The sequence below is a fragment of the Acinetobacter radioresistens DSM 6976 = NBRC 102413 = CIP 103788 genome (assembly GCF_006757745.1).
Taxonomy (GTDB): Bacteria; Pseudomonadota; Gammaproteobacteria; order Pseudomonadales; family Moraxellaceae; genus Acinetobacter; species Acinetobacter radioresistens.
This window is the reverse complement of record NZ_AP019740.1, coordinates 990109-1005638: the sequence shown is the minus strand read 5'-3', so window position 1 is coordinate 1005638 and position 15530 is coordinate 990109. Positions and strand designations below refer to the sequence as shown.

General features: G+C 40.3%; 13 protein-coding genes. 2 read left to right on the top strand and 11 right to left on the bottom strand.

Annotated elements, in window-relative coordinates:
* The first annotated feature begins 346 nt into the window (after positions 1-346).
* Complete coding sequence (locus ACRAD_RS04585; RefSeq protein WP_005025323.1) at positions 347-949, top strand: DUF1269 domain-containing protein; 603 nt, start codon at positions 347-349, stop codon at positions 947-949.
* A 95-nt stretch (positions 950-1044) separates the two neighbouring features.
* Here the strand turns inward: ACRAD_RS04585 and sohB are convergent, their stop codons facing one another.
* From sohB to ACRAD_RS04540, 9 genes are all read right to left on the bottom strand, one after another.
* Entirely contained in the window at positions 1045-2007 is a 963-nt protein-coding gene (gene sohB / locus ACRAD_RS04580; protein ID WP_005025322.1) for a protease SohB, read from the bottom strand.
* Between the two features lie 49 nt (positions 2008-2056).
* Positions 2057-2386: a hypothetical protein gene (locus ACRAD_RS04575; RefSeq protein ID WP_005025320.1), complete on the bottom strand. Its 330-nt coding sequence runs from the start codon at positions 2384-2386 to the stop codon at positions 2057-2059.
* 75 nt (positions 2387-2461) lie between these two features.
* Positions 2462-2728: a hypothetical protein gene (locus ACRAD_RS04570; RefSeq protein ID WP_005025318.1), complete on the bottom strand. Its 267-nt coding sequence runs from the start codon at positions 2726-2728 to the stop codon at positions 2462-2464.
* A 92-nt stretch (positions 2729-2820) separates the two neighbouring features.
* Positions 2821-3729, bottom strand: a complete 909-nt coding sequence (pstB, locus tag ACRAD_RS04565) for a phosphate ABC transporter ATP-binding protein PstB (protein WP_005015045.1) — start codon at positions 3727-3729, stop codon at positions 2821-2823.
* Between the two features lie 13 nt (positions 3730-3742).
* Complete coding sequence (gene pstA / locus ACRAD_RS04560) at positions 3743-5140, bottom strand: phosphate ABC transporter permease PstA (RefSeq protein ID WP_005025316.1); 1398 nt, start codon at positions 5138-5140, stop codon at positions 3743-3745.
* The gene (gene pstC / locus ACRAD_RS04555; RefSeq protein ID WP_005025314.1) at positions 5137-6516 is read right to left on the bottom strand and encodes a phosphate ABC transporter permease subunit PstC; all 1380 of its coding nucleotides are present in this window, start codon (positions 6514-6516) and stop codon (positions 5137-5139) included. Before pstC ends, pstA begins: the two co-directional genes overlap by 4 nt.
* Before the next feature lie 100 nt (positions 6517-6616).
* Positions 6617-7648: a substrate-binding domain-containing protein gene (locus ACRAD_RS04550; protein ID WP_005025312.1), complete on the bottom strand. Its 1032-nt coding sequence runs from the start codon at positions 7646-7648 to the stop codon at positions 6617-6619.
* Between the two features lie 810 nt (positions 7649-8458).
* Entirely contained in the window at positions 8459-9841 is a 1383-nt protein-coding gene (locus ACRAD_RS04545) for an amino acid permease (protein WP_005025310.1), read from the bottom strand.
* A 148-nt stretch (positions 9842-9989) separates the two neighbouring features.
* A complete protein-coding gene (locus tag ACRAD_RS04540) occupies positions 9990-11711 on the bottom strand; it encodes an alpha-keto acid decarboxylase family protein (protein ID WP_005025308.1) in 1722 nt (573 codons plus the stop codon).
* 136 nt (positions 11712-11847) lie between these two features.
* On the opposite strand from ACRAD_RS04540, the gene ACRAD_RS04535 reads away from it, so the two are divergent.
* The gene (locus ACRAD_RS04535; protein WP_005025307.1) at positions 11848-12327 is read left to right on the top strand and encodes an Lrp/AsnC family transcriptional regulator; all 480 of its coding nucleotides are present in this window, start codon (positions 11848-11850) and stop codon (positions 12325-12327) included.
* A 104-nt stretch (positions 12328-12431) separates the two neighbouring features.
* Here ACRAD_RS04535 and ACRAD_RS04530 read toward each other — a convergent pair whose 3' ends face one another.
* Both ACRAD_RS04530 and ACRAD_RS04525 read right to left on the bottom strand, forming a co-directional pair.
* Positions 12432-13964 carry a pyridoxal phosphate-dependent decarboxylase family protein gene (locus tag ACRAD_RS04530; protein WP_005025304.1) on the bottom strand — a complete coding sequence of 511 codons (1533 nt, stop codon included), beginning with the start codon at positions 13962-13964 and terminating at the stop codon, positions 12432-12434.
* A 3-nt stretch (positions 13965-13967) separates the two neighbouring features.
* Positions 13968-15341 carry a diaminobutyrate--2-oxoglutarate transaminase gene (locus ACRAD_RS04525; protein WP_005025302.1) on the bottom strand — a complete coding sequence of 458 codons (1374 nt, stop codon included), beginning with the start codon at positions 15339-15341 and terminating at the stop codon, positions 13968-13970.
* Positions 15342-15530 lie beyond the last annotated feature (189 nt).

Sequence of the window (15530 nt, the reverse complement as noted above, 5' to 3'; positions counted from 1 at the left end):
ATATTTTATTGAGATTATAACCCTTTTCTCTGTAATTATCATTTACTCTAAAAATACACTTAACTTTTTCTTTGATTATCTTTAATTTTATTAAAAATTATCACAACTTATATAATATCCATTATTAAAACTAACTTTATCAAAAATGTTTTATTAGAAGCTGAATACTATTCATTTTTATAAAAAATAAGAAACAAAATATTAGTATTAATTTTTAATAAAATTAAATATTATAAAAATCAAATTAATACAATATAATTTTTATTATATTCACAAAAGTTAACTATTTCTCTTATTTTAATATTGTATGAATATTATACACATTATAATCAATACAGGTGAAGAAATGGCACATAATATTATTTTAGTTACTTGGAATGAATCAGCACAAGCCTTTGAAAATTTTAGTAAATTTAAAGACTCCCCTATTAAGGATATTAATGAAGTTACGCTTTTAAAACGCCAAGAAAATGGTAGTTTTAAAATTGAAGAACAAATAGATCCCAAACAAAATAATGGGATTTTAAGTGGCAGCCTACTGGGTTCTTTAATTGGAATATTGGGTGGCCCACTTGGCTTACTTTTAGGTTTTACCACGGGTGCATTAATTGGTGGAACCTATGATATTAATCGTGAACAAGATGATTTAGCTGTACTGGCTAGAATTAGCCAAGCATTACCCCTCGGCACTGTGGGTATACTCATTGATATTCATGAAGCGTCTGAAGATTTTATTGATGCGCTTTTTGAAAAAACCGGAGCAACAATTTATCGCTGGGATTATGAAGATGTACAGGCAGAAATTGAAGCCAGTATTGAAACCTGGCAAGAAACTCAACGTATTGCAAACTTGACTTTGAAAGAACAGAAGAAAGCTGAGCATAAAGCAAGACGTCAAGCTAAATGGGAAGCTTTTAAATCCCATTTCCATCGTGAGCATGCTAAATAATTTCTCTGTATAATTGTCCTGTTTTTACATCAATATAATTTCCTATTAAAAAAGCTCACTTTAGTGAGCTTTTTTAATAGGACTTCACGATAATCTTAAAGTTCTGGATCACGCATCTGTACCAGATTGGAACTGGCTTTAGCCAAGGTATCCATTACTTTATTTAGTACTGCTGGCACCAGTGCATCTGCCATTTGCGCGGCCTGAAGACCCAGTTTTTCGCCTAAGGTTGGTTTACGGCGAGTTGAAATAACATACACATCATGCTGTGGTAGAGCACTCAGTAAATACTCATCTGAAGTTTTCAGCTCATCTACTAAATTTAAATCTAGAGCATCCTGACCATACCAATGCTCACCTGTTGCTACTTTCTCAACATTTAGTTTTGGGCGGTATTTTTCTACAAAATGCTTAAACAAAGCATGGGTCTGTTGCAGTTCCTGCTCAAATTTGGCTTTACCTTCTGGCGTATTTTCGCCGAACATAGTAACAGTACGCTTATATTCGCCTGCAGTATAAAGCTCAAAATCGACATTATGTTCTTTTAATAAACGGTTAAAATTTGGTACCTGAGCCACAACACCAATTGAACCAACAACAGCAAATGGTGCGGTAATAATTTCATTTGCAATACAGGCCATCATATAACCACCGCTGGCAGCAACCTTGTCTACACAGATAGTTAAGTGAAATCCTGCATCACGTAAACGCACCAGCTGTGCTGCTGCGAGTCCATAACCATGTACCATTCCACCCGGACTTTCCAGACGCACCACTACACGGTCTTTTCCTGCTTTAGCCGTTGCCAGAATCAAGGTGATTTCTTCACGCAGATTTTCAACAGCTGAAGCTTGTACGTCGCCTTTAAAATCGATGACATAAATTTTCTGGTTATTTTTTTTACGTGCCCGCCCTTCTTTTGCCAGTTGTTGAGCAAGTTGCAATAATTCGAGTTTAGACGCTGTTGTCTGCGCAATTTTTTTTCGTTGTTCATTGACACGCGCATTAAGATGGCTAATACGAATCTCTGCGGGTAACTTTGGCGTATGAAATAACATAAAAAATCTATTCTCAGTTTAATTCGGTTTGTATCTTTAGATTAGGTCACTACTGGCATTTTTCAATAGCTTTATTATGTTTGTTATTTGCTCGTTCTTGTCTGATCAATAAAGCATATTGATTCATGATTGCTTTGATGGCGAATAAACGGAAATATATCCAGAATAATCCTGAATATAATACACCTATAATGAAGGCATTTATTGGCCACCAAGTTTGAATCCAGAAGTTACCACGTCGACCATTTTCAAAAGGGGTAAGCAGTGAGTACATCAGAATAAATAAGGCCAGGAACAGAAGAATAAAGCAATATTCTTTAAAAGGGGTATGCATAAAAGGTTCTTTACCTTTAAGTTGAGCAATGCGATAACGATACATTTTAAAATCAGAATTTGCCTTAATATAAGCTCGCCATTTTTGGCCAACCTTAATATTACTTTTTTGTCGTTTTAATCAAAAATAAAGTACAAAGCCGATTAAACTCGATACAACCACAAAGATGTCATATAACCAGCGATGATAATTGGTCATTCCCGGACTTTGAGATGTTGCAAACAAGCCATGATGGGGTATTAAAGTTGCAAGAGCTATACTCAATCCTACCATCAGCATAGCAAAATATTGATCTATATATTTGGTGCCAAACAGAACCTGGAATAAGTCTTTTAAAGCATGTTTCGAAATTTTTGCGTATTCTCGTTCTTCCGGCGTCAATTGCATTATTTTTTTAGCATGAAATTTTTATATCTCGCATCATAACAAAAAAACAGAGTATCAAGACTCTGTTTTTTTTAATATCTCAGGTTAAATAATTAGCCGAAGCGTCCTGTAATATAAGCTTCAGTCAATTGATGATCAGGCTGTGTAAAAACCTTTTCCGTAGAGTTGACCTCAATCAGATCACCTAAATGGAAATAAGCTGTCCGGTCAGATACACGCGCTGCCTGCTGCATCGAGTGAGTTACAATCGCAATGGTATACTGATTCGAAAGCTCCGAAATCAGTTCCTCTACCTTTGCAGTCGCAATCGGGTCAAGTGCAGAACATGGCTCATCCATTAATATCACTTCTGGACTTACCGCAATAGTACGGGCAATACATAAGCGCTGCTGCTGTCCACCTGAAAGTCCTGTACCAGGCTGATTCAAACGGTCTTTGACCTCATCCCAAAGTCCAGCCTTACGCAGGCTGTTTTCGACAATTTCTTCAAGGTCGTATTTGTCACGTGCCAGACCGTGCAGTTTAGGCCCATAAGCAACATTATCAAAAATCGATTTTGGAAACGGATTCGGCTTCTGGAACACCATTCCGACCTGTGCACGCAGTAATACGACATCCAGATTTGGATCATATATATCTTGCTGATCCAGTGTTACTTTTCCTGTAACCCGGCAGCTGTCAATAGTATCGTTCATGCGGTTCAAAGTACGCAAAAATGTTGATTTACCACAGCCTGATGGTCCAATGAATGCAATCACTTCATTTTCATAAATTTCAAGGTCAATTCCTTTGATCGCTTCTGTTTCGCCATAATAAACATGGACATCATCAGTGCAGATTTTGACTTTGTGTGCTGTTTCTTTTTTAGACGCTGCAGATGTATCGAACTGGGATACAAACGAAGTTGCAGATGTCTTGCCTGATCCGGTGACAGGTATTTGGGTTGGTTCTGAATTCACGGACGGTTCCTGCTTGTAAGCATTCATAACATTAGTATTCATATCTTGTCCTCAATTACCAGCGTACTTCAAATTTCTTACGTAACCAGATGGCCAAGCTGTTTAGGCCAATCATGAGTGCCAGCAGTACAATAATGGCGGCTGCTGTACGCCCTTCAAAAAAGTTACGTAATTCATTGCCCTGCCACAGAAAAATCTGTACAGGTAAAGCCGTGGATTGATCTAATGGGGAGGTTGGCACACTGGCCACAAAGGCACTCATACCAATCAATAATAGAGGAGCTGTTTCACCTAGTGCCTGCGCTACCCCAATAATTGCACCGGTTAAAATTCCTGGTAATGCAAGAGGTAACACATGATGAAAAATAGTTTGTACACGGGATGCACCCAAACCTAATGCAGCTTGACGAATTGAGGGAGGTACAGCTTTTAACGAGGCCCGTGTTGTGATAATAACCGTAGGCAATGTCATCAAACTCAGTACCAGACCACCCACTAACGGTGCCGATAATGGCAGATGCATCCAGCCAATAAAGATCGCAGCACCTAGTAAACCAAATACAATTGAAGGTACAGCGGCCAGGTTATTGATATTTACTTCAATAATATCGGTAATATAATTTTTTGGCGCAAATTCTTCCAGATAAATCGCACTTGCCACACCGATTGGAATCGAGATAAAGATGACAATCAGCATCATAAACAGCGAACCCATAAAAGCGCCAGCCAGTCCTGACGTTGCAGGAGAACTACGCGAATCGGGATTCGTAAAGATTTGAGTATTAAATGAAGTGGTCAATACACCTTGTGCTTCCATTTCATCTGCAAGCTTGCGTACTTCTGGACTTAACTGCTGCTGCTCATCCGGAAGATCACGGTCAATCTGGCCATGCACCCAGACATCCACATTGGCATCAGCCAAAATCTTGATGTCTTGCGTTTTACCAATTAAAGTGGGATTTTCAAATACCATATCGCGTAATCGGTAAGATTCCGAGCTGGTATAAATCTCCCCTAGCTCATCACGCTGTGGCGCCAGTGCAGGTGCTTTAGAGATAATACCATTTACGATCAAGGCATCCCAATCTACCATACCCATCTTTGTTTGCCAGGCAATGTAACGCTCCTGGAACTGGGCTGGACTTTCGCCTGCTTTTTGAACTGGACGTGGTCCGGCGTCAATAATATTAGGGTCAAAATATACAGGTACCGACATACCAGCTTGCCAGAACGCGGGCAAACCTTTAATCAGAATACTGCCAAAAAGTAAAGCCACAAAGAATAGCCCGGCCATTACTGCACTAAAGCCAGCAATACGGAAGATTTTCTCTTTACGATGACGCTTACTGAGTGATTTGGCAATTCTGTCTTTACGTTTTGCGCGCAAATCGGCAGCAGCTTGAGCATCGAATATATCTTTTTGGCCCAGCGGAGAAGTATTGGATGTACTCATTCGTATTGCTCGCGGTATTTACGCACAATGTAAAGTGCAACAATGTTAAGACCCAAAGTAATTACAAACAGGGTTAAGCCCAAGGCAAACGCCACCAGTGCCTGTGGACTGGCGAAATCAGTGTCACCAGTAAGTTGGTTAACGATAGTAACTGTTACTGTAGAGACAGCTTCTAGTGGGTTACCGTGCAGGATTGGACTGTTACCCGCAGCCAGCACCACGATCATGGTCTCGCCAATGGCACGTGAAGCAGCTAGCAAAAAGGCACCAATAATTCCGGGTAAAGCTGCTGGAAGTACCACCTGCCTAATGGTTTCAGACTTGGTCGCTCCAAGTCCCAGTGAACCGTCCCGTAGTGAACGCGGCACCTGAGTAATAATGTCATCTGACAGTGAAGAAACAAAAGGAATAATCATAATTCCCATCACAAAACCGGCAGTCAGTGCACTGGTTGCATTGATATGCAGGCCAACCGTATCTCCCAGCATCTTAAAGAACGGGCCAATGACCATTAAAGCAAAGACACCATAAACAATCGTCGGAATACCCGCCAGAATCTCAATAGTGGGCTTCGCCCAGGAACGTAAACCTGGAGATGCATATTCAGCCAGATAAATCGCAATTAACAGTCCAATTGGGACAGCTACCAGCAAAGCGATAGCACTGACCATGAGTGTGCCCCAGATCAGTGGCAACAAACCATAACTGCCTTCTGCGCCACCTGATGTACTAAAGCCCGGATTCCACTCTGTTCCAAAAAAGAATTCCAGAGGACTGACGAACTGGAAAAAGCGCATTGCTTCACTAAACATCGAAAGTACAATGCCAATCGTGGTCAGAATAGCAACTCCTGAACATAAAATCAGGCCAATATTAATGGCTTTTTCGACCTGATTACGTGCTCGGTACTGCTGACTTACATGTTTTTTTGCCCAGACCAGACCACCTAGCGCTACAGCAATAACCACAGCCATTTTGGAAAAGTTACCAATCATCTGGAATTTGGCTAACTGTTCTGCCGCTGCAACCTCATAAGCTGCTGGTTGATCACTTACCCCAAAACCTGATGCAATTGCCCTGATTCGCTCAACGATAACATCCAGTCCAGCAGGGTCCAGTGCCGTTACAGTCGCTGCCGGTATATTATTAAGGATAATATGCTTTAGAATATTTGGCTCAACCAGATTCCACACAATTAAAATTATAAAAGCCGGTATACCACACCATAATGCAACCAGTGCGCCATAATAGCCCGGACGCGAATGCAGACTGGCAGAATTATTCTCTTTACCTGCCAGTTTACGGCTTTTGGTGAGCCCAACCTGATAAGCAATTGCAATCAGCGCCAGTAACACTCCAATGAGCAGCAGATTCATGTATTCTCCACAATTCTTTCACATGACCGCATGAAAAAATCTTATTTACGCGAAAGCTGATGGCAGGTCTTCCCTGCCATCAGTCTTGAATAAGTCCACCTTACTGAACAGTTTTACCTGCTTTAAAATTTGCCAGTACTTTGGCACGTTCTGAGTCAGACAGTGAAATCAAGCCAGCCTTTTCAAGTTTAGAACCTTTACCTGAAACCTTTTTATTCAGGAAGTATTCTACATACTGCTCAAGTCCTTTGATTGATTTCAGGTGCTCACCTTTTACATAGAAGAACAGTGGACGGGAAACAGGGTACTTACCAGAAAGGATAGTTGCTTCAGACGGTGTTACATTATTTACTGATGCTACACGCAGGCGGTCACGGTTCTGGTCATAAAAACCTAGACCAAATACACCAACTGCGCTCGGATTTGTTTTCAGACGGCTGAGTGTTTCAGTATAGTCACCTGAGATTTCAATGACACGACCATCTTTACGGAAAGTCGAACATACAGTTTTTTGAGTATCTTTATCTAGATTCTTGTTGTACTCATATGCCTTACAGCCCAGATCAACCATTTTTTCCTGGAACACTTCACGTGTACCATGGTTAGATGCAGGAATAACTAAAGTAATCGGTTCATTTGGCAAGGTCTTGTCAATCTGGTTCCAGCGAGTATACGGGTTAGCAACCAGTTTACCTTTAGAAGGCAGTTTTTCTGCCAGTGCCGCATATACATGGTAAGGCTTTAACTTGAATGCTGCCTTGTTGGCATTTGATGCAAATACAATACCGTCATAACCGATCTTGATTTCCTGAACTTTGTTTACACCAGCTTTTTTACAGCTAGCAAGTTCAGTATCTTTAATTTCACGTGATGCATTTGCAATATCAATTGTATTGTCGCCTACACCCTGACAGAACTGTTTTAGTCCGCCTGAAGTGCCACCAGAACCTACAACTGGTGTTTTAAATTGTGGAAAAGTATTACCAAACTCTTCAGCAACAATACTCACATATGGAAGGACGGTTGAAGAACCGGCAATCTGAATGGTATCGCGAGCCGCATTCGCGGTTGTTGCTGCAGCTGCCCCAGTAACTGCTAAAATGATGCCAACATGACGTGGATTTAAGCGCATTCTCTTCTCTCTTAATTTTGCAATTTTTCCGTACTCCACTTGTTTACAGTGTTAGTACATTTTGGATAAGTGCATTTTGAGTTTAAAATATGACAAATAAGTTACACCTTTATGACACTTTCATGATCTCATCTAGAGCACTTCATATATTAAATTAACTATATAATTATATTAGAATTTTTATTTTAAATTTTTTCAAATAACAAGATTAACATTTAAAATTATATTAAAGAGATTGGGTCAAACATTTAATCCCGACATCTTATAAACTAGAATTAATTCTGTATCACTTTTATTAAGGTAGTTTTTCACTGTAATAGATCTATACAGATTCTGAGTTATCTTAAAAAATTTCAGTATGACTAATCTATAAAAGTTAGAATTGAGCTTTCTATATTTATAAGATGTGATATAGCTCACTACATAAATAGTGTACTAGCTAACAGATATTTAAGCCTAATAAGAATTTCATCAATGAGTCCCCTGCTATGGGAGTGCGATCAAGCAGAGCATTTGTATACCTTCTCCAGACCTATAAATAGAAATTTATAGATTGAAGTATTCTAATAGGCTCAGTTAAAAAAATTTTAAAGGAAAGTGATTAATACCTGAAATCTAAAAACTGGACCATTGGTTTATAGATTTGTCTTAAAATATTTATTGTTCATTAATTTATAGTTTTAACATAAAAATATAAAATCCACTTTAAAATCAGGACTTACTCCAGTTTTCAAATCTCCTCTTGAATTGAAAAAAAGAGATCATTCGATCTCTCTTTATATAGAAAACAAAATACTTAAATAACTGTTTTTAAGGATTAGGCTGGATCCCCCCAGTCAATATAACATTTCTTTTGCGATAATAGACAAAATACATAATGGCCAGTGCACTGAGCCATACAGGTGCCAAAATAACGGCTGAGCGCATATCTGGTGTCAGGCTCATGATCGTTAAAATGAAAAACATAAAAGCAATCGTTAAATAATTTGTCCAAGGACTGGCAATAGCTTTAAATGCAGTCAGCCTGTGTTGCTGCTTCATCACTTTTACAAACTTCAAATGAGTGACTGAAATCATAAGCCAGTTAATTACTAATGCAGCAACCACCAGCATCATAAGAAAACCAAACGCTTTTTCTGGAATAATATAGTTAATGACTACGCAAAGTGCAGTAATCGAACCGGATACAGCCAAGGCTGCGACTGGAATTCCACGATGATTCACTTTTTTTAGAAACTGCGGTGCATTGCCCTGTTCTGCCAGTCCGTGCAGCATACGACTATTACAGTAAATACAACTGTTATAAACTGAAACTGCTGCGATCATTACGACCAGATTCAAGACATTGGCTACACCATGATTATTTAAAGACTGGAAAATTAGTACAAATGGGCTCCCCCCTTGTGCCACCTGATTCCAGGGATATAAACTCAACAGAATACCGATTGCGCCAATATAAAAAATCAAGATACGGTAAACAATCTGGTTCGTAGCTTTTGGAATATTTTTCTCAGGATTTCGTGTTTCTGCGGCTGCAATTCCAATTAGCTCTAGTCCGCCAAATGCAAACATAATAGCTGCCATAGCCATTACCAGGCCAGAAATACCATTTGGGAAAAATCCGCCGTGCTGCCATAAATTGGCTATTCCGGCTTCTGGCCCAGCGGCACCTGAAAACAATAAATAGGCACCAAAACCAATCATACTCAAGATGGCAATAATTTTAATGCAGGAAAATAAAAATTCTGTTTCTCCAAAAAAACGGACATTAATAAAGTTAATGCCATTAATCAGTATAAAAAACCCCATTGCAGTAATCCAAGTGGGTATTTCAGGCCACCAGAACTGTATAAATGTTCCAATAGCACTCAATTCAGCCATGCTTACCAGTACATATAAAACCCAGTAATTCCACCCAGACATGAAACCTGCCATACGGCCCCAATATTTATTAGCAAAATAGCTAAATGAACCGCTCACAGGTTCCTCTACCACCATTTCTCCCAGTTGACGCATAATGAGGAAAGCGATGATGCCTGCAATTGCATACCCCAGTAAAACTGAAGGGCCAGCAAGTTTAATGGTTTGTGAAATTCCCAGAAATAATCCGGTTCCAATAGCGCCTCCTAGTGCAATCAGCTGTATATGCCGGTTAGAGAGACCTTTCTTCAATGTATTTTGATTTGTGTCCACAGTTTTATCTCCATTGAAGGCGTAATATCCTTTACACCCTTTATCATTGTTTAGAGAAATTAAGTCAGGAGCACCGAGTAAAAACCAGTGCTCCTCAAGGTCGGATTAAAATAATTTATAAAAAAATAACCGATTGATTTTTAAAAAATTAGAAAGATATTGCATTTTTGCATTCTACATAGTGCTGTTGTGTTTTAAGTTTTTGGTAGCCGAAATTACCATAGTCATAACGCGCTACGACATCAGCAAATTTAAGCAGGCTCACCGGAGCATCCATTGCCGGTAATTTAAGTTCAATCAGGCTTAAACCATCATATGCCTCTACCTGATCTAACGCATTTTTTAGCTGGCCAGCGGTCTCGACCATACAGGTCTGATATTTTTCTTTACCATTGAACACCTGTACCAATTCAGTATATTTCCAGTTCTGAATATCGTTATAGCTGGCATTTTCACCCAGAATTAATCGTTCAATCGTATAACCCCCATTGTTGAGTACAAAAATAATGGGTTTGAGACCATAACGGATAATCGTAGAAAGCTCCTGCACTGTAAGTTGCAATGAACCATCGCCAATAAATAAAATTTGCCGACGTTTTGGTGCAGCGAGCAAACTGCCAAGTAATGCAGGCAAGGTATAACCGATTGAGCCCCATATAGGCTGGCAGATATACTTGGCAGTTACCGGTAAACGTAGCCCAGATAATGCTGTATTTGATGTTCCCACTTCACCCAGAATTACATCATCTGCTTTAAAGAAATTACCAATATATTTCCAAAGGATTTCATGCGACAGCTTCTGGTGTTCTGCTACCTGAATTCGCTCAGTGGCTGGCGTCTCAAGTGTAGGTTTAAGTGACTTTTTAGCTGTGACCCGTAGATTCAGTGCTGTCAGCAATTCGCCCATTTCAATTCCCGGGAAGTTTTTACGTGCAGTATTGACTTCATACCGTTTAATTTCAATATAGCTGTCTTTATTGATTTTATGTGAAAACATACCTGTACCAATATCGGTAAATCTGGCTCCGATTCCAATCAGGCAGTCTGTACATTCGATCAGGTTTCTTACAGATAGTTGACTGGCCGCACCAACATACACACCTGCATAATGTGGTGATGATTCATCCATAATATTTTTAGCTGTGGGAAGACAGGCATAAGAGATACCTGTTTTGGCAGAAAGTTCAGCTAATAATGTTGTGACATTAAAAATATCGGCTTCATTATCAATTAGTAGAGCAGGTTTTTTTGCTTGAGATAAGCATTTAAATAATTCGTCTACTGCCTGTTCAAGTATTTCAGGATCACTTACCGGACGTTCCAGACACAGCGGTTGATCATCTATCTGAATCTTCACATGGGTAATATCGGAAGGCAGCTGAATATGTACCGGACGGCGTTCTAGTGCGCACTGGCGCAGTACCCGGTCAATTTCTGAAGCAGCATTGGCAGGTGTCAGACGGGTCTGGGCTACCGTAAACTCACGCATGCAGTTCATGATATTGTCATAATTACCATCAACCAAGGTATGATGTATTAAAGCACCCTGAGTAACAGCATGCAGTGGTGGAATGCCTGAAATATGGATCAGGGGTACATTCTCTGTATAGGCCCCCGCAATTCCATTAATGGCGCTCAGGTCACCAACACCGTAAGTGGTGGCCAATGCAGAGAAACCATTAATACGCGCATAACCATCAGCAGCATATGCTGCGTTAAGTTCATTACAGTTACCAATGAATTCAATTTTCGAATCAGCTTCAATTTGTTCCAGATAAGATAGATTGAAATCACCTGGCACACCAAAAATATGCTTGATACCCAGTTCGCTTAACCGTTTATTTAAAAAATTACCGATTTCCATGAACATTTTTATCATCCTTCTCATCTATTTTTATTCCATAGAAAGATAATATTTCATCTAAAACTTATATTTCATGCATAATAGAAACGGATTTTAATAAAAATACATGATATGTGTATCATAAAGGAATAAGGTGCATATAATGGATAAATTTGACTGGCAAATCATTCAGGCGTTGCAGAGAAATGGCAGATTGACCAATCAGGAAATGGGTGAGCTTATTGGACTGTCAGCATCACAATGCTCGCGCAGACGGCAATTTCTAGAACAGAAAGGAATCATCATCGGGTATACCGCACGTATTCACCAGCAAGCCTTAGGCCTTGAAGTTACTGCAATGGTCCATGTAAATTTAAGAGTACATGAAGCCAAAAACCAGCTAGCATTTCAGGAGCTGATTGAAAGTGAAGAATGTATACAGGATGCTTTTTCTTTAAGTGGCGATGCAGATTTTATTTTAAAAGTAGTAGCAGAAAATCTGGAGCAGCTTTCGCACTTTGTGACAGAAAAATTATTATCTTGTGATTTTATTGGTCACATAAAATCTTACATTGTTTTGAAAAAATTTAAAGAACAGAATCACTTTATGCTCAAGAATAAAGTTCCCTCCTATACTTCCTAAATTATTCTATGTGAAAAAATCTATTACGAGAGAAACTCCAGGTTATTAATTCACCATGATAAAAAGCCGGTATCATAGACACCGGCTTTTTATAGGAACAATGTTTAGGCAATCGGCGGAGTATAACTACCCTGCTGAATTGATTCCTTGATTCGGTCAGCTTCGGCTAAAACCAGATCAAGTAAATTCTTTACATTTTCTAGTGTTGCTACCGGGCTCAAGGTCGTCATTTTCAGAGACTGTACCTGCCCCACTTTAGTTACGCCAATATTAGCTTCACCGCGGGCAAACAGCTCATCTGCTACATTCTGATTCAATGCATCTAAAAATTCAGCTGGATATCCTGCTGGAACAACACGGAACAATACTGATGCGAATTGTGGTTCAACCAGAAGTTCCAGACCATCAGTTGCTTTGATGTAGTCTGCTACTTCACGTGTCAATTTCACGCCATGATCAATCATTGAACCATAAAGCTCTTCACCCAGTGCTTCAACCGTCATCCATAATTTCAACGCATCGAAACGACGTGTTGTTTGTAAAGACTTAGACACCAGGTTCGGCACGCCATGCTCTTCATCATAAGCTGAGTTCAGGTATTCTGCTTCATAGTGCATGAAACGGTAGTTCGCTTCATCTTTAAGCAAAAACGCGCCACAAGAAATGGTTTGGAAATAATGTTTATGAAAATCGAGTGTCACAGAATCAGACAACTCGATACCATCTAGCATAGAGCGATAATCATTAGACAGAATCAGTGCACCACCCCATGCTGCATCAATATGCATCCACGCACCATATTTATTGGTAATTTCACGGATCTGTTTTAAAGGATCGATTGCACCGGCATCGGTTGTACCTGCGGTTGCCACTACACATGCCACAATCTTGCCTTCAGACTGAAGGTGAGCCATGGTTTTTTCCAGTGCATCGACATCCATCTGGGCATTTTCGTTCACAGGAACAGTGACTACTGACTGGAAACCCATCCCCATCATTGCCATGTTCTTCTGCACAGAGAAATGTGCATTTTCAGAACAGATGACTTTGACATTACGCATTGCTTCTGCAGGAATACCATCACGCTGAACAGACCACGGATTACCGTTTTCATCTTTCCAGTTTTTCGCGATACAGGCATCACGCGCAAGTAATACGCCCATCAAGTTTGATTGTGTACCACCTGAGGTAAATACACCTGCCTGACCTGAACCATAACCTACTTTTTGGCGTAACCAGTCAATCAGTTGCACTTCCATCAATGATCCGGCTGGGCTTTGATCCCATGAATCCATTGACTGGTTAGTTGCATTGATGAGTACTTCAGCAATCTGGCTTGCCACCATAGTTGGGCAATGCAGATGCGCCAGCGAATGTGGATGGTGTACTTTCAGACTTTTATTCAGAAAAAGCTCAACCATACGTTCAAGCGATTTCTGTACACCCAACCCTTCTTTAGAAGGATGAAAGGCGATTGCTTCACGGAGTTCCTTGATACTGCCGCCAGTATACATTTTATCGTTTTGCAACCATGCTGCTACGGCTTTAGTCGCCTGTTCCATTGCTGACTCATAGTCAGCAATGGATTGAGCATCATTGCAGAGTAACGCTTTACGGTGTTCTGCAAAATCTACCATGAATTATGCGCCTCGAACTGCAACAAGAGCTTCAGCAACTGCTTTCTTAAAGCGAGCAATTACTTCTACACATTCTTCCTGAGTAATGATCAGCGGACAAAGTAAACGAATTACTGTACCGTTACGACCACCTTTTTCAAGCAACAGTTTATGATTAAAACACGCTGCCTGAATTGCAGCAGCCAGTTGACCATCAGCAGGATAAGCACCAATATGATTTGGCTGCTGGCGCTCGTCAACGATTTCGATACCGATCATCAAGCCGCGACCACGTACATGGCCGATACATGGAAATTCAGCTGCCAGATTTTTCAGTTCAGACTGCAAGAACTCACCACGATCATGAGCATTCTGTGCAAGATTTTGCTCTTGAATGACCTGAAGTGACGCAAGACCTGTACCCATGGCCAATTGGTTACCACGGAATGTACCAGTATGGCCTGCTGGCTGCCATGCATCAAACTTGCGCTTAATACCTAAAACTGCAAGTGGCAAGCTACCGCCAACTGCTTTAGACATCACCACAACATCAGGTTCAATTCCAGCATGCTCAAAGGCAAACATCTTACCTGAACGCGCAAAGCCTGCCTGAACTTCGTCCAGAATCAACACGATATTGTGTTTTTCAGTCACTTCACGAATCTTTTGCAGCCATTTAGTTGGGGCAACAACTACGCCACCTTCACCCTGAATTGCTTCAAGGATAACAGCCGCCGGCTTGGTAACACCACTTTCAACATCTTCAATAAACTGTTCAAAGTAATAAGTTAAAGCGTCTACGCCCGCTTCACCACCTAGACCCAATGGGCAACGGTATTCATGCGGATACGGCATAAACTGTACACCCGGCATTAAACCATTGACTGCATTTTTAGCAGACAGGTTGCCTGTCATGGCAAGTGAACCATGTGTCATGCCATGATAGCCACCAGAAAAACTGATAACAGAGCTACGACCAGTATAGGTTTTTGCAAGTTTAATTGCTGCTTCAGTTGCATCGGCGCCTGATGGACCGCAGAACTGTAAACAGTAAGCCTCCTGACCACCTGGCAGAGATGCCAGTAGTGCTTCAGTAAAAGCATCTTTTAAAGGAGTCGTTAAATCCAGTGTATGTAATGGAAGACCACTTGCAAGTGTCTCCTGGATACTTTGAATCACCGCAGGATGATTATGACCTAAAGCCAATGTACCTGCCCCAGCTAAACAATCAAGGTATTTTGTACCTTCCACATCGGTAACCCAGCAACCATGTGCTTGTGCGATCGCTAACGGCAATTTGCGCGGATAACTACGTACATTCGATTCCATCTGACTTTGGCGAGTCAAATAATATTCGTTGGTGGAATTGGTGGCAGGGTTTACAGAAGTAACGCTCATATCGGATTACCATCTCTGATAAGGGTAAAAGAAAATAAGTCTGGTGACTTTTGGTCCTTTGACTCGGTGCTTGTTAAGAATCTAGTGAAGACACAAGGTTTTAATATCTTATTACTAGGAGCGCGATGATACCTAATTTTTAAAGAAAAAAAACATTTTTTGTGTACTTTCATAACCGCGTTTTATTGG

What these genes read in the sequence shown, in the direction of transcription:
- ACRAD_RS04570 (WP_005025318.1), bottom strand. Translation starts at nt 2,728, where the DNA reads ATGCAATTGACGCCGGAAGAACGAGAATACGCAAAAATTTCGAAACAT.
- ACRAD_RS04585 (WP_005025323.1), top strand. Translation starts at nt 347, where the DNA reads ATGGCACATAATATTATTTTAGTTACTTGGAATGAATCAGCACAAGCC.
- ACRAD_RS04530 (WP_005025304.1), bottom strand. Translation starts at nt 13,964, where the DNA reads ATGGTAGATTTTGCAGAACACCGTAAAGCGTTACTCTGCAATGATGCT.
- ACRAD_RS04575 (WP_005025320.1), bottom strand. Translation starts at nt 2,386, where the DNA reads ATGTATCGTTATCGCATTGCTCAACTTAAAGGTAAAGAACCTTTTATG.
- ACRAD_RS04550 (WP_005025312.1), bottom strand. Translation starts at nt 7,648, where the DNA reads ATGCGCTTAAATCCACGTCATGTTGGCATCATTTTAGCAGTTACTGGG.
- ACRAD_RS04540 (WP_005025308.1), bottom strand. Translation starts at nt 11,711, where the DNA reads ATGTTCATGGAAATCGGTAATTTTTTAAATAAACGGTTAAGCGAACTG.
- ACRAD_RS04525 (WP_005025302.1), bottom strand. Translation starts at nt 15,341, where the DNA reads ATGAGCGTTACTTCTGTAAACCCTGCCACCAATTCCACCAACGAATAT.
- pstC (WP_005025314.1), bottom strand. Translation starts at nt 6,516, where the DNA reads ATGAATCTGCTGCTCATTGGAGTGTTACTGGCGCTGATTGCAATTGCT.
- pstA (WP_005025316.1), bottom strand. Translation starts at nt 5,140, where the DNA reads ATGAGTACATCCAATACTTCTCCGCTGGGCCAAAAAGATATATTCGAT.
- ACRAD_RS04535 (WP_005025307.1), top strand. Translation starts at nt 11,848, where the DNA reads ATGGATAAATTTGACTGGCAAATCATTCAGGCGTTGCAGAGAAATGGC.
- pstB (WP_005015045.1), bottom strand. Translation starts at nt 3,729, where the DNA reads ATGAATACTAATGTTATGAATGCTTACAAGCAGGAACCGTCCGTGAAT.
- sohB (WP_005025322.1), bottom strand. Translation starts at nt 2,007, where the DNA reads ATGTTATTTCATACGCCAAAGTTACCCGCAGAGATTCGTATTAGCCAT.